11 protein-coding genes are annotated in these 14,412 nt (G+C 54.8%); 6 read left to right on the plus strand and 5 right to left on the minus strand.

Annotated features, from left to right (window positions below; all coding sequences use genetic code 11):
- Nucleotides 1-148 precede the first annotated feature (148 nt).
- The 4 genes from CVE23_RS16420 to glyA all read right to left on the minus strand — a co-directional run bounded on the left by CVE23_RS16420 (nucleotide 149) and on the right by glyA (nucleotide 4,424).
- A complete protein-coding gene (locus tag CVE23_RS16420; protein ID WP_100849972.1) occupies nucleotides 149-1,189 on the minus strand; it encodes a nickel/cobalt transporter in 1,041 nt (346 codons plus the stop codon).
- Nucleotides 1,180-1,842: a DUF1007 family protein gene (locus CVE23_RS16425; protein WP_100849973.1), complete on the minus strand. Its 663-nt coding sequence runs from the start codon at nucleotides 1,840-1,842 to the stop codon at nucleotides 1,180-1,182. Before CVE23_RS16425 ends, CVE23_RS16420 begins: the two co-directional genes overlap by 10 nt.
- A gap of 45 nt (nucleotides 1,843-1,887) precedes the next feature.
- Entirely contained in the window at nucleotides 1,888-3,036 is a 1,149-nt protein-coding gene (locus CVE23_RS16430; RefSeq protein WP_100849974.1) for a 3-phenylpropionate MFS transporter, read from the minus strand.
- A gap of 134 nt (nucleotides 3,037-3,170) precedes the next feature.
- Nucleotides 3,171-4,424: a serine hydroxymethyltransferase gene (gene glyA, locus CVE23_RS16435; RefSeq protein ID WP_038919869.1), complete on the minus strand. Its 1,254-nt coding sequence runs from the start codon at nucleotides 4,422-4,424 to the stop codon at nucleotides 3,171-3,173.
- A gap of 335 nt (nucleotides 4,425-4,759) precedes the next feature.
- Between glyA and hmpA the strand changes: the two genes are divergently transcribed.
- From hmpA to pemA, 6 genes are all read left to right on the plus strand, one after another.
- Entirely contained in the window at nucleotides 4,760-5,947 is a 1,188-nt protein-coding gene (gene hmpA, locus CVE23_RS16440) for an NO-inducible flavohemoprotein (RefSeq protein WP_229705559.1), read from the plus strand.
- 511 nt (nucleotides 5,948-6,458) lie between these two features.
- Nucleotides 6,459-7,637 carry a pectate lyase PelA gene (pelA, locus tag CVE23_RS16445; RefSeq protein ID WP_100849976.1) on the plus strand — a complete coding sequence of 393 codons (1,179 nt, stop codon included), beginning with the start codon at nucleotides 6,459-6,461 and terminating at the stop codon, nucleotides 7,635-7,637.
- A 417-nt stretch (nucleotides 7,638-8,054) separates the two neighbouring features.
- Complete coding sequence (gene pelE2, locus CVE23_RS16450) at nucleotides 8,055-9,257, plus strand: pectate lyase PelE2 (protein WP_038919872.1); 1,203 nt, start codon at nucleotides 8,055-8,057, stop codon at nucleotides 9,255-9,257.
- Nucleotides 9,258-9,784: 527 nt separating this feature from the next.
- Nucleotides 9,785-10,963 carry a polysaccharide lyase gene (locus CVE23_RS16455; protein ID WP_038919873.1) on the plus strand — a complete coding sequence of 393 codons (1,179 nt, stop codon included), beginning with the start codon at nucleotides 9,785-9,787 and terminating at the stop codon, nucleotides 10,961-10,963.
- 77 nt (nucleotides 10,964-11,040) lie between these two features.
- Nucleotides 11,041-12,696, plus strand: a complete 1,656-nt coding sequence (paeY, locus tag CVE23_RS16460) for a pectin acetylesterase PaeY (RefSeq protein ID WP_100849977.1) — start codon at nucleotides 11,041-11,043, stop codon at nucleotides 12,694-12,696.
- An 82-nt stretch (nucleotides 12,697-12,778) separates the two neighbouring features.
- Nucleotides 12,779-13,879 carry a pectinesterase PemA gene (gene pemA, locus CVE23_RS16465; protein WP_100849978.1) on the plus strand — a complete coding sequence of 367 codons (1,101 nt, stop codon included), beginning with the start codon at nucleotides 12,779-12,781 and terminating at the stop codon, nucleotides 13,877-13,879.
- 124 nt (nucleotides 13,880-14,003) lie between these two features.
- Here pemA and glnB read toward each other — a convergent pair whose 3' ends face one another.
- Entirely contained in the window at nucleotides 14,004-14,342 is a 339-nt protein-coding gene (gene glnB, locus CVE23_RS16470) for a nitrogen regulatory protein P-II (RefSeq protein ID WP_013318986.1), read from the minus strand.
- Nucleotides 14,343-14,412 lie beyond the last annotated feature (70 nt).

Raw genomic sequence — 14,412 nt, forward strand, 5'->3', positions numbered from 1 at the left:
ATTCAATGTAAATAATAAAGTTACGGTTACATTCGGGCAATCTTTTTTACATGAAAAGACAGGATATTTATCGATACGTGATGGTGATCGAACGGCGGAAACATGACCGCCGTAGAGCAACGAAACAGGCTTGATTCGCGGCGGGGCGCTACCCCATCAGCGGCCGAATCCCGCCCATCACATCCGGTTGCGTGGAAAGGTAAAGTACAATGCCGGCAAAGGTCAGCGCCATACCGCCCGCCAGCGACAACACCGACCAGACAAGCGCTTGCCAGCGTGGAGAGGAAAACGCGCCGGCGCGGCTTAAACGCTCTAGTTGCCGGCGGCAGAACAGCACCGCCACGCCCAGCAGCGAGACGGTAAGCGCGGTCCCCAGCGCCATGGTCAGGGCCGAGATCACGCCCCAGACAAACACGTCCAGCACTTTGGCGAACAGCAACACCAGTATCGCGCCGGAACACGGGCGCAATCCCATCGCCAACACCACCATCAGACGGGTACGCCAGCCATCGCCGTGATTGAGCGTCTCTGCCGTCGGCACGTGCTGATGACCGCAACCGCAGTGTTCATCGTGCTGATGGCCTACGGCAGGTGCCAGCCGGACGCCGGACGCCGACGCATCAAGCGGCGTTAACGAGCGGATACGCGGCTTGGCGCGGGAAAACAGCAACGCCCGCAGACGTCTGAATGCGCGCAGGCACAGCCAGCCGCCGAGCCCGGCCACCAGCACAAAGCTGCTTTTCTCCATCCAGAAACTGCCGATGTGCAAAGCACGGCTGGAAAGCTGCAACACCGCCAGCACCAGCGTCACCAGTACGATCGCTACCGTCCCTTGCAACAAAGCGGAGGCAAAGGTCAGTTGCAAACTGCTTTTCAGCCGGGACGGGTGGGTCGCCAGATAGGTGGCGATCACCACTTTGCCATGACCTGGGCCAACCGCATGCAGCACGCCATACGCCAGGCTGAACATCACCAGCGTCCAGCCGGCCTGATGAGGTTGCGCCCGCACTTGCTCCATCAAATCCGACATTTGCTGATGCAGCGACCTCTGCCATTCAATGCTTTGCATCAGAATCGACGGCCACCAGACCATTGCCTGCCATGCCGCCGCGCCTGTCAGCAGTAAAAACAGCGCCAGCGGCCACCAGCGCAGATAATGTCGGGTCACGTGCGCATGATTTACCGGCATTGCAACGTGACCTGTTGAGCAAACTGTTTTCCCAATTCCACGTCTTTGGTCGGCTTGGCGTTCTTGTCCAGCGACAGCGCGTAGGACTGGAGCGACGCATCCGGTTTGGGCGTCATGAGCGTGGTTTTACAACGCGCGGCCAGCGCAGAGGCTACCTGAATCGCGTTATCGTCCTTATAGGACATATCCACGAAATAGGTGGGATCATAGGTGGAAATCAGTAACGGCGCGCCCGCCAGCGGTTGCGGGTGAGCCAGCGGCAATACAAACTCCAGCACCGCTTTGTTGCCTGCGCGGGAGAGATGGTATTCCGTTGGCAACGGCTGGTATTTCACCGACTTTCCATCCCGATAAATATCCGTGAAGTAGTGCTGCCCCAGCACATTCGCCATCACCTCGGCGGCCAGTTTTTTCCACACCTCCGAGTCTTTGGCGGCATTGCCGGCGTCGTACAGCAAATCGGCGGAAGTAATAGGATCCATAGTCCAGTTCATGCGCAATCCGGTTATCTGATCGTCTTTCCCTTCCACGGTGGTTTTCATATCGATAAAACTGTGCGGATGGGCCAGCGCCGGGCCGGATACCGCCACCGTGGTCAACAGCAGGCAGCTTACCCAACGGAATGAAAAGCCAAAATTGTTATAATGTAACATTTTCTATCCTGACCGTTTTCGCCTGTCACTGATGCGCTGCTTTACTCAGCGCGAGCGAGTACTCACCTGCGGGCGCAGCATGAACGCCGGCAGCACCAGCAACGCCATCACCCAGAAGGTTCCGCCCTGAAGGTACTCAAACAGAAAGCCGGACACCACCGTCATCACGGCGACCGCGCCCCCGGTGCCCAGCGCCGAATAGGCCGCCTGCAAGCGCAGCACGTCCGCATCGTCGCGTGAGGAGATAAACCGCATGGCGGCCAGGTGGCAAACCGTAAAGGTGCCGCAATGTAAAATCTGCATCACGATAAGCCACGGCAGCGACACCGTCGCGCCCATCAGGCTCCAGCGCACCACGCCGCACAGCGCGGACAGCATCAGCAACCCGGACGCGCTCCAGTGCCCAAACAGACGCTTGCTCAGCGCAAAAATGACAATTTCCGCCACCACGCCCAGCGACCACAGATAACCGATAACCGCCGCCGAATACCCCTCCTGCTGCCAGTAAATGACGCTAAAGCCGTAGTAGGCGGCATGAGCGCCCTGTAACAAGGACACGCTCAGCAGAAAGCGCCAGACCGCCGGTTCGCGCAGCAAGACGAGCCACGGCGTGGCGGCCGTCTGCGTCTGGTGTCGTTTGACTGAGGCGGGCATCACATGCGGCCGCAACGCCATACCCAGCAGCATCGACAGCAGCCCCGCCGCCAGTGTCGCCAGAATCGCCTGATGCCCCCAAACCGCCACCAGTTGCCCTGTCACGGCGGAGCCAATCACAAACGCAACCGAGCCCCACACCCGCACCCGGCCGTAATCCAGCGGGATCTGTTTTTGCCAGGTCGCCGCCAGCGCATCCGTAAGCGGAATCAATGGCGCGAAGAACAGGTTGAAGCCGATCATCACCAGCATCAGCCACAACCAGGCGCTGCCCAGCCAGAATCCGATGGAGGTCAGCACTGACAACAACGCCAGCAACCGCAGTACGGTAATCAGCCGGGCGGGGTCTTTCACCAGCGGGGTAATGAACAGGCTGCCGGCAAACCGCGCCACCAGCCCGGCGCCGAGCAGAATGCCGATCGCCTCGGCGGATAGTCCCTCGCCTTTGAGCCAGCCGCCCCAGAATGGCAGAAAAATGCCATAGCTGAAAAAATAGGTGAAATAGCCGAGCGCCAGCCAGTACGTTGATTGCAGAACCATATTGCCTCTCCTCTACGGTCGGTTACTCTGTCAGAGAGCCGGAGCGGAAGCAACGGGAAGCAGAAAAACAAACGCCAGCCCGAAGGCTGGCGTTGGCGGCGCGCCCGAGCAACTCGGACGCATCAGGCAGGCTATCAGGCGTAAACCGGGAAACGGGCGCAGATATCCAGCACTTTCTGTTTGACGCGCTCAATAACCGCTTCATCGCTGATGTTGTCCAGCACATCGCAGATCCAGCCGGCCAGTTCGCGCACTTCCGCTTCTTTGAAACCGCGACGGGTTGCCGCCGGCGTACCGATACGGATACCGGAGGTCACGAACGGGCTCTTCGGATCGTTCGGCACGCTGTTTTTGTTTACGGTGATGTTGGCGCGGCCCAACGCCGCGTCAGCGTCTTTACCGGTCAGGTTTTTGCTGACCAGATCCAGCAGGAACAGGTGGTTATCGGTACCGCCGGACACCACGTTGAACCCGCGGGACAGGAACACTTCTACCATCGCTTTGGCGTTTTTCGCTACCTGCTGCTGGTAGGTTTTGAACTCCGGCTCCATCGCTTCTTTCAGCGCCACGGCTTTACCGGCGATGACGTGCATCAACGGGCCGCCCTGGCCGCCCGGGAATACGGCGGAGTTCAGTTTCTTGTACAGATCTTCGTCGCCGCCTTTAGCCAGGATCAGGCCGCCGCGCGGACCCGCCAGGGTTTTGTGGGTGGTGGTGGTCACGATGTGAGCGTGCGGAACCGGGTTCGGATAAACGCCCGCGGCGACCAGACCAGCGACGTGCGCCATGTCGACGAACAGATAAGCGCCGATGCTGTCGGCGATTTCACGCATTTTCGCCCAGTCAACGATGCCGGAATACGCGGAGAAGCCGCCCACGATCATTTTCGGCTGGTGAGTGCGGGCCAGCTCGGCCATTTCGTCATAGTTGATCTTGCCGCTGTCATCGATACCGTAAGGCACGACCTTATACAGTTTACCGGACAGGTTGACCGGTGAACCGTGAGTCAGGTGGCCGCCGTGCGCCAGGTTCATGCCCAGAATGGTGTCGCCCGGCTGCAGCAGCGCGGTGTAGACAGCGAAGTTAGCCTGAGAGCCGGAGTGCGGCTGTACGTTGGCGTAGTCGGCGCCAAACAGTTCCTTGGCGCGGTCGATCGCCAGTTGTTCAACCACGTCAACGTATTCGCAACCGCCGTAGTAGCGTTTGCCCGGATACCCTTCGGCGTATTTATTGGTCAGCTGAGACCCCTGGGCCTGCATGACGCGTGGACTGGTATAGTTTTCTGACGCAATCAGTTCAATGTGCTCTTCCTGACGCACCACTTCTTGCTGCATTGCTTGCCATAGCTCGGCATCGTAATCGGCAATGTTCATTTCACGCTTTAACATCCGCATCTCCTGACTCAGCTAACTTGCTTCTTTATTAAAAATCACCCAAAGGGCCGTGGGCACATAGTGTAAACCGTTTTTGACTGGCGATGATAGGGCTTGACAGAGGTTTTTACGCAAACGATTAGCTACAGGCTACGCAAGGCTTTCCGTCTTTCCGGGATTCGCCATTCTGGCTGACTTTTTCTCATCCGCAACCTGCATTTTTTTCATGCGCCTTTGCCCTTGTGCGTTACCCCGGCCCCACGCCTGACCACCACAGGGGATTTACAGGCAACGCCCTTTTCAATAAGATGCATCTTAAATACAACTTAAAGACAACAATGAGGTTCACCATGCTGGATCAACAAACCATCGCCACCATCAAATCCACCATTCCCCTGCTGGCCGAAACCGGCCCGGCGCTGACCGCTCACTTTTATCAGCGGATGTTCCGCCATAATCCGGAACTGAAAGATATCTTCAATATGAGTAATCAGCGCAATGGCGATCAGCGTGAAGCTCTGTTTAATGCCATTTGCGCCTACGCGACACATATCGAAAACCTACCGGCGCTGTTGCCTGCGGTAGAGCGCATCGCCCAAAAGCATGCCAGCTTCAATATCCGGCCGGAACAGTACCAGATAGTGGGCGCTCACTTGTTGGCAACGCTGGAAGAAATGTTCCAGCCCGGTCAGGCGGTGCTGGATGCCTGGGGCAAGGCCTACGGCGTGCTGGCGGATGTGTTTATTCAGCGGGAAAGCGACATTTATCAGCACAGCGCCGGACAACACGGCGGCTGGCATGGCACACGACCGTTTCGTATCGTGGCGAAACAGCCGCAGAGCAGCCTGATCACCAGCTTTACGCTGGAACCGGTGGATGGCGGCCCGGTCGCCGCATTCCGTCCCGGTCAGTATCTGGCGGTATACATCCGCGATAAACGTTTTGAATATCAGGAGATTCGTCAGTACTCACTAACGAATGAACCCAACGGGCGCTATTACCGTATTGCGGTCAAGCGGGAAACGATGGGCAGCGTATCGGGCTATTTGCACGATGTCGCCCGTGAAGGCGATGTGATTGAGCTGGCGGCCCCGCACGGCGATTTCTATCTTGAGGTCGCGCCAAAGACGCCGGTGGCGCTGATTTCCGCCGGTGTCGGTCAAACGCCGATGCTCAGCATGTTGCATAGTCTGAAAAATCAGCAGCATCAGGCGGATATCTTCTGGTTGCACGCGGCTGAAAATACAGAGGTACATGCCTTTGCCGATGAAGTCGCCGGCATTGCCGCGACGCTGCCGCAGTTGCAATCCTATGTCTGGTATCGGGAAGCATCATCGCAAGCAGCACCTCCCGCGCAGGTTTTTCACGGACTGATGGCGCTGAATGATCTTCCGGAACCACTGCCGGTGACAAACCTGCACTGTTATTTATGCGGCCCGGTCGCCTTTATGCAATTTGCCGCCCGGCAGTTGCTGGAATTGGGGATTACCGAATCGCAGATTCATTACGAATGCTTTGGTCCGCACAAGGTGATATAACCGGTAAAAGGTTATATTCATTCACACCAGCAGGCCGGTAATTCGGCCTGTTCTATTTTCCATTTATTTCCCAAAAACAAATACCGGGGCAGAAATAACCTGGCGGGTTAACCGCTGCTGTTTCGTAATCGTTTCATTTACCATCGCGTCATGCTGACAAATAAAAACCGGCCAGGAAAAACAACGCTCCCGCCCCTCTGCTCGCTTTTTATTCCCGAACGGAAAAATAGTTAAGAATGTCTTTATAAATAAGAAATAAAAAACACAATGTTACATTTAAAACACCATTTCATTATCAACAGATATTGAAAAACAAATAAATAGATCGTATTCATTGGCGGCCCTTAAGTGGCAGCATCGCCGACACTTCAACATTGATAATTAAATATTATTAATAGGTGATGAGACGCCTAACAGGCTGCCATTGGGGGGCAATAAATAAAAATAACCCATCGATGTATATGGAAATTATTTTTAACAATCAACACAGGATTCTAGTAAGGAAAATACGATGAACAAAGCTTCAGGACGTTCTTTTACCCGCTCCTCAACATATCTGCTGGCTGCACTGATCGCCGGCGCGATGACCTCTGGCGTTTCCGCCGCCGAACTGGTTAACAGCAAAGCGCTGGAATCCGCTCCCGCCGCTGGCTGGGCGTCGCAAAACGGTTCCACCACCGGCGGCGCCGCCGCAACCAGCGATAATATCTACGTCGTTACCAATATCAGCGAATTCACCAGCGCACTCAGCGCCGGCGCCGTCGCAAAAATCATCCAGATCAAAGGCACGGTCGATATCAGCGGCGGTACGCCCTACAAAGATTTTGCTGACCAGAAAGCCCGCAGCCAGATCAACATTCCGGCTAACACCACCGTGATCGGGATTGGCGCCGACGCCAAATTCATCAACGGTTCTCTGATTATCGACGGTACCGACGGCACCAATAACGTCATCATCCGTAACGTCTACATCCAGACGCCAATTGACGTAGAACCGCATTACGAAAAAGGCGACGGTTGGAATGCCGAATGGGATGGCATGAACATCACCAACGGCGCTCACCACGTGTGGGTCGACCACGTCACCATTAGTGACGGCAGCTTTACTGATGACATGTACACCACCAAAGACGGCGAAACTTACGTCCAGCACGATGGCGCGCTGGATATCAAACGCGGTTCCGACTACGTTACCATCTCCAACAGCCTGTTCGATCAGCACGACAAGACCATGCTGATTGGTCACAGCGACACCAACTCCGCTCAGGATAAAGGCAAGCTGCACGTCACGCTGTTTAACAACGTGTTCAACCGCGTAACCGAGCGCGCGCCGCGCGTACGCTACGGTAGCGTCCACAGCTTCAACAACGTCTTCAAAGGCGACGTAAAAGATCCGGTGTACCGTTACCTGTACAGCTTTGGTATCGGCACCAGCGGCAGCGTGCTGTCCGAAGGCAACAGCTTCACCATCGCCAACCTGAGCGCCAGCAAAGCGTGCAAGGTTGTGAAGAAATTCAACGGCTCCATTTTCTCCGACAATGGTTCCGTCCTGAATGGCAGCGCCGCCGATCTGTCCGGTTGCGGTTTCAGCGCCTACACCAGCGCGATTCCTTACGTTTACGCCGTTCAGCCGATGACCACCGAACTGGCGCAATCCATTACGGACAACGCCGGTTCAGGCAAGCTGTAATTCCCGTTCTTTTGTTCACCACGGCTGCCCCACGGGCGGCCGTTTTTACTTGTCCCCCCTGGCTTCATCCGCCTGCCCTTTCTTCATGCCAATTTCGTGCTCACGCCGCCGACCAAATCATCAATATAAATTAACTATAATCACCCAAAGCATTGAGATTAAAAACATAATTCATTGATTTTAATTAAAAACAAAAACAAACTCACGTAACACAAAGTTACAAATGCAGTCAATAGGTTATTTTTTATTAATAAATGCTATTACCATCGTCGTGATGTAGCTCACAAAATAGACACCAAAAGCGCATAAACATTCGCCAAGACAAAAGGTGAAATGGTATTTCGTTTTTAGACACACGAGTAACAAATAGACACCATTGGATCGCTCCCTGAGCACACAAGGAAAAGGAAAATTGTCATGAACAACTCACGTTCAACACAGAAAACAACAGGACGTTCAGCCCTGGGAACCAAAAGCGCGCTGGCGGCGATTATCGCCACCACCATGATGGTTTCCGTGGCTTCCGCTGCCAGCCTGCAAACCGCCAAGGCGACAGAAACGGCCTCAACCGGTTGGGCGACGCAGAGCGGCGGCACTACCGGCGGCGCCAAAGCGTCATCATCCAAAATCTACGCGGTGAAAAACATCAGCGAATTCAAAGCGGCGCTGAACGGAACCGATTCGTCGCCCAAGATCATCCAGGTAACAGGGGCAATTGATATCAGCGGCGGCAAAGCCTACACCAGCTTTGACGATCAAAAAGCCCGCAGCCAGATCAGCATTCCGTCCAATACCACCATCATCGGTATCGACAGCAAAGGCAAATTCACCAACGGCTCGCTGGTGGTGAAAGGCGTCAGCAACGTTATCCTGCGTAATCTGTATATCGAAACGCCGGTAGACGTAGCGCCGCATTACGAAGAAGGGGATGGCTGGAACGCAGAATGGGACGCAGTGGTGATTGACAGCACAGACCACGTCTGGGTTGACCATGTTACCATCAGCGACGGCAGCTTCACCGATGACAAATACACCACCAAAAACGGCGAAAAATATGTCCAGCACGATGGCGCACTGGATATCAAACGCGGCTCCGACTATGTGACCGTTTCCAACAGCCGCTTCGAACTGCACGACAAAACCATCCTGATCGGCCACAGCGACAACAATGGTTCGCAGGATTCCGGCAAACTGCGCGTGACCTTCCACAACAACCTGTTTGACCGGGTCGGCGAACGTACCCCGCGCGTACGCTTCGGTAGCGTCCACGCTTACAACAACGTTTACGTTGGCGACGTCAACCACAAAGCCTACCGCTATCAGTACAGCTTCGGTATCGGCACCAGCGGTAGCCTGCTGTCTGAGTCCAACGCGTTTACCATTGATAACCTTAAGAAGATCAGCGGACGCGACAAGGAATGCAGCGTGGTCAAAGCGTTTAACGGTAAGATCTTCTCTGATAAGGGTTCGATCATCAACGGCGCTTCGTACAATCTGAATGGTTGCGGCTTTGGCTTCAGTTCATATACCGCCAAGATCCCGTACAAATATTCAGCCCAGACCATTACCACCAGCCTGGCAAACAGCATCAGCAGCAACGCGGGTTACGGCAAACTGTAATTTTCCGCTCCATCGCACAAGGCCACTGCAAGAGTGGCCTTTTACTTTCCCCACATCCCCATCACTCATATCGCTGCTGTTTTCTCCAAAGATCGTCCCAATACAGTTCTGGCTAATCCAGCCTTGCCGCAGGCGCGCCATCCAGCAGCCGACCGGGTTTCCCATGAAAGACAGAGATAAACCGGCATTAGTAAGAACCTCATATTAATAAAATTCTATTTAATAAAAATCGAATCAATTGTTAACTATTTTAGTTATTCCAGATAAAAACACCGGACCATATCACTGAATTTAAAAGAAAATTTAATTCAACATCCATTATGAAAAGTTACCGGTCTCGATCACACTTTAGATAAAATTAATCACCCTCATAAAAAAAACGAGATTTTGATCACAAAACAAACAATCAAAAACGCTTAAAAATCCGCCTTGCCAAAGGACAAAATGGCATTTCATTTTTTTCACAAACACTTTTTAATTTTCAACAATGCAATTGGATTAGCGCCTACAGCGCAAGGAAACGGTCTATGAACAACACTCGTGTGTCTTCTGCAGGAACCAAAAGCCTACTGGCAGCCATTATCGCCACCGCGATGATGACTTCCGCAGCCCACGCAGCCAGCCTGCAAACCACTAAAGCGACAGAAGCGGCCTCAACCGGCTGGGCAACGCAGAGCAACGGCACCACCGGCGGCGCCAAAGCAACCTCAGCCAAAATCTATGCAGTAAAAAGCATCAGCGAATTCAAAGCGGCGCTGAACGGTACGGATACCGATCCCAAGATCATCCAGGTAACAGGGGCGATTGATATCAGCGGCGGCAAAGCCTACACCAGCTTTGACGATCAGAAGGCCCGCAGCCAGATCAGCATTCCGTCCAATACCACCATCATCGGTATCGGCAGCAACGGCAAGTTCACCAACGGTTCGCTGGTAGTGAAAGGCGTCAGCAACGTTATTCTGCGTAACCTGTATCTCGAAACGCCGGTGGATGTGGCGCCGCATTACGAAACAGGGGATGGTTGGAACGCCGAGTGGGACGCCGCGGTGATTGATAACTCAGACCACGTCTGGGTTGACCATGTCACCATCAGCGACGGCAGCTTCACCGATGACAAATACACCACCAAAAACGGTGAGAAATACGTACAGCACGACGGCGCGCTGGATATCAAGAAAGGGTCCGACTTCGTCACCATTTCTTACAGCCGCTTCGAACTGCACGACAAAACCATCCTGATCGGCCACAGCGACAGCAATGGCTCACAGGACTCCGGCAAACTGCGCGTGACCTTCCACAACAACGTGTTCGACCGCGTTACCGAGCGTACTCCGCGTGTCCGCTTTGGTAGCATCCACGCTTACAACAACGTGTATCTGGGCGACGTGAAGCACAGCGTCTACCCGTATCTGTACAGCTTCGGTCTCGGCACCAGCGGCAGCATCCTGTCTGAAGCCAACTCCTTCACGCTCTCCAACCTGAAGAGCATCGATGGCAAAAACCCGGAATGCAGCATCGTGAAAGCCTTCAACAGCAAGGTATTCTCCGATAAAGGCTCGCTGGTTAACGGTTCGTCAACCACGAACCTGGATACCTGCGGCCTCACCGCTTACAAACCGACTCTGCCGTACAAATATTCGGCTCAGACCATGACGAGCAGCCTGGCTAGCAGCATCAACAGCAACGCAGGCTACGGCAAACTGTAATTTCTCTGCCGGCAACAGCGGCCACTTGAAAAAGTGGCCGTTTTTTGCATCAATCGCAGGGAGAAGAGGTCATCATCATGCTAATAATTACCTGGAAACGTACCCTTTTTCTCGGTTCCCTGCTTTGTCTGCCCATCTCTTTTGCGCAGGCTGAAAGCACCGCTCCGGAAACATCTGTTACCCCCTCGAACCCGACACTCAATGTCGCTACCCTGGCGCCCAACACCCTGATTAGCGGCAGAGTGGCCTACCGCGACATACGGTTTCCCGCCACGCTGCTGATCAAAGACCAGCGCGGCGTAGAGCGCAAAGTAAAAACCGACATTCAGGGGCGATTTTATGCCGACGTATCTTCGCTGGTTACGCCTCTGCGCCTGTCCGCCATCGAAGCTGGCGGGCAAAACTGTCTTGCCAGCAACCAGCTTCGCGCCGTCTGCCTGAGCGCGCTGGTTCCACAATTACGTGATGGTCATGAAAATCACATTAATATCAATCCGCTGACCGATCGCATTCTGTCTGACGTTGCCGCGTCAGCGGGCTATATTGGCCCACAGCAACTGATCGATGCCACTGCCTTGCCGGCATTGTCGGCCGCATCCTGGGAAACCGCCTACCGCGAATTCCATGCCGGTTTCGACGATGCGCTGAAGCAGGCCGGTATCGCCGTTCCCGCCCAGTTCGACCCGTTAACCTATCCGGATACGCAAACCCCGGCTTTTACCCAGGTTTTGCAGGTCATCAATCATGCCCGCAATTACCACAATGACAGCGGCCAGGCCGGCCACACCGTGCTGACTGACATCGCGTTTCGTCCGATTATCGGGCTGAATGCCTCCGGCAGTTACGAGCCATTGGACCTGACCAGCGCCAGTCAGCATCGCAAAGCGCTTGAGCGGGCGCGTACCCGAATTTTCATCGTCAGCGATTCAACCGCGGCAACCTATGAAAAAGCACGCTTCCCCCGGATGGGATGGGGACAGGTATTTGAACAGCAGTTCCGCCCCGGCAGTCAGATCGCCGTCGTGAATGGCGCCCGCTCCGGACGCAGCTCACGCGATTTCTACTACGAAGGCTGGTTCCGCCAGATGGAGCCTTTCATGCGGCCGGGCGATTATTTGTTTATCGGTATGGGGCACAACGATCAGAACTGCGATAGCCAGAAAGCGGTTCGCGGCGCGGCGGATGTCGCCAACCTCTGTACTTACCCCAACAGCGCCGACGGCAGGCCGCAATACCCGCAGGGCAAACCGGATATGTCTTTCCAGATCTCGCTGGAACGCTACATTCGTTACGCGCGGGCGCATCGGATGATACCGGTATTGCTGACCCCGACGGCGCGCGTCAAAAACGCCGAAGGAAAGAACGGGACACCGGCGGTCCACAGCCACCTGACAAAACAGAACAAAGCCGGCGGTTATGCCTTTATCGGCGATTACACGCAGACCATCCGCGATACGGCCAGCAAGAACAAAGTGCCGCTGCTGGATGTGGAAACCGCGACGCTGGCGTTGGCCAATCAGGGCGACGGCCAGCAATGGCAGCAATACTGGCTAGCGGTAGACCCGGAACGTTACCCCTATTACCGCGACCAGGCAGGCAGCCTGACTCAGCCCGACACCACCCACTTCCAGCAGAAAGGCGCGCAGGCGGTCGCGACGATAGTCGCCGACCAGATCAGCGCCACGCCTTCGCTGCGGGAACTGGCGGGCAAGCTGCAACCGACTGGTCGGTAATGCTGTGAAATAGGTTTTATAGGACGTTACTCGTGCATGAAGCACCTGGACCTCTGTCATCCACCACTAAAGGAATATGTGTATGTTAAAAACGATCTCAGGAACCCTCGCGCTGTCGCTGATTATCGCCGCCAGCGTACATCAGGCACAGGCAGCGACAACCTACAACGCTGTGGTGTCAAAATCCGCCAGCGACGGCAAAACGTTCAAAACCATTGCCGACGCGATTGCCAGCGCCCCGGCGGGCAGTACGCCGTTCGTCATTCTGATCAAGAACGGCGTCTATAACGAACGCCTGACGATTACCCGCAGTAACCTGCACCTGAAAGGCGAAAGCCGTAACGGTGCCGTCATTGCCGCCGCTACGGCGGCGGGCACCCTGAAGTCGGACGGCAGCAAATGGGGAACGGCAGGCAGCAGCACCATCACCATCAGCGCCAAGGATTTCAGCGCCCAATCGCTGACTATTCGCAACGACTTTGATTTCCCGGCCAATCAGGCCAAAAGCGACAGCGACAGCAGTAAAATCAAGGATACGCAGGCGGTAGCGCTGTACGTCAACAAAAGCGGCGACCGCGCCTACTTCAAAGACGTCAGCCTGATCGGCTATCAGGACACGCTGTATGTTTCCGGCGGCCGCAGCTTCTTCTCCGATTGCCGTATCAGCGGCACAGTTGACTTTATCTTTGGCGACGGCACCGCGCTGTTCGACAACTGCGATCTGGTTTCCCGTTATCGCGCTGATGTGAAAAGCGGCGGTATCTCCGGTTACCTGACTGCGCCCAGCACCAACATCAATCAGAAGTATGGTCTGGTGATCACCAACAGCCGCGTGATTCGGGAAAGCGATTCGGTACCGGCAAAAAGCTACGGGCTGGGTCGCCCCTGGCATCCGACAACAACGTTCTCTGATGGTCGTTACGCGGATCCGAACGCTATTGGTCAGACCGTTTTCCTGAACACCAGTATGGATAACCATATTTATGGTTGGGACAAGATGTCCGGCAAGGACAAGGACGGCAATACCATCTGGTTCAATCCGGAAGATTCCCGTTTCTTCGAGTACAAATCCTATGGTGCGGGAGCGGTGGTGAGCAAAGACCGTCGGCAACTGACCGACGCACAGGCGAAAGAGTACACCCAGAGCAAAGTACTGGGCGACTGGACGCCGACACTCCCCTGACGGATTGCCAGTCTGATGCCACAATCACCACCTCCCCCAGGAGGTGGTTTAAGGCTGACAACAAAACAGCCAGCCGCTAGCGGCTGGCTGTTTGTCTTTCCGAAACACAAAAACACGACCGCTGTCAGATGGCGGCTTCGTCCTCTTCGCCGGTGCGGATACGGATTACACGAGCTACATCAAAGACAAAGATCTTGCCGTCGCCGATCTTGCCGGTCTGCGCGGTGCTCATGATGGTTTCCACACAGGTATCAACGATATCGTCGGACACCACGATCTCAATTTTCACTTTCGGCAGAAAATCCACCATGTATTCGGCGCCGCGATACAGCTCCGTATGGCCCTTCTGGCGTCCGAATCCTTTTACTTCCGTGACCGTCATCCCGGTGATGCCTACCTCGGCTAACGCTTCGCGTACATCATCCAGTTTGAATGGTTTAATAATCGCATCAATTTTTTTCATGGTGAAATCCTAATCATCACTATGTAGCGGCCAGAGCCAGCACGGCGAAATCATGATCGGCCATGCAATT

Origin of the sequence: Dickeya fangzhongdai, from assembly GCF_002812485.1 — a bacterium.
Taxonomy (GTDB): Bacteria; Pseudomonadota; Gammaproteobacteria; order Enterobacterales; family Enterobacteriaceae; genus Dickeya; species Dickeya fangzhongdai.

What these genes read in the sequence shown, in the direction of transcription:
- CVE23_RS16420 (WP_100849972.1), bottom strand. Translation starts at nt 1,189, where the DNA reads ATGCCGGTAAATCATGCGCACGTGACCCGACATTATCTGCGCTGGTGG.
- CVE23_RS16425 (WP_100849973.1), bottom strand. Translation starts at nt 1,842, where the DNA reads ATGTTACATTATAACAATTTTGGCTTTTCATTCCGTTGGGTAAGCTGC.
- CVE23_RS16430 (WP_100849974.1), bottom strand. Translation starts at nt 3,036, where the DNA reads ATGGTTCTGCAATCAACGTACTGGCTGGCGCTCGGCTATTTCACCTAT.
- glyA (WP_038919869.1), bottom strand. Translation starts at nt 4,424, where the DNA reads ATGTTAAAGCGTGAAATGAACATTGCCGATTACGATGCCGAGCTATGG.
- hmpA (WP_229705559.1), top strand. Translation starts at nt 4,760, where the DNA reads ATGCTGGATCAACAAACCATCGCCACCATCAAATCCACCATTCCCCTG.
- pelA (WP_100849976.1), top strand. Translation starts at nt 6,459, where the DNA reads ATGAACAAAGCTTCAGGACGTTCTTTTACCCGCTCCTCAACATATCTG.
- pelE2 (WP_038919872.1), top strand. Translation starts at nt 8,055, where the DNA reads ATGAACAACTCACGTTCAACACAGAAAACAACAGGACGTTCAGCCCTG.
- CVE23_RS16455 (WP_038919873.1), top strand. Translation starts at nt 9,785, where the DNA reads ATGAACAACACTCGTGTGTCTTCTGCAGGAACCAAAAGCCTACTGGCA.
- paeY (WP_100849977.1), top strand. Translation starts at nt 11,041, where the DNA reads ATGCTAATAATTACCTGGAAACGTACCCTTTTTCTCGGTTCCCTGCTT.
- pemA (WP_100849978.1), top strand. Translation starts at nt 12,779, where the DNA reads ATGTTAAAAACGATCTCAGGAACCCTCGCGCTGTCGCTGATTATCGCC.
- glnB (WP_013318986.1), bottom strand. Translation starts at nt 14,342, where the DNA reads ATGAAAAAAATTGATGCGATTATTAAACCATTCAAACTGGATGATGTA.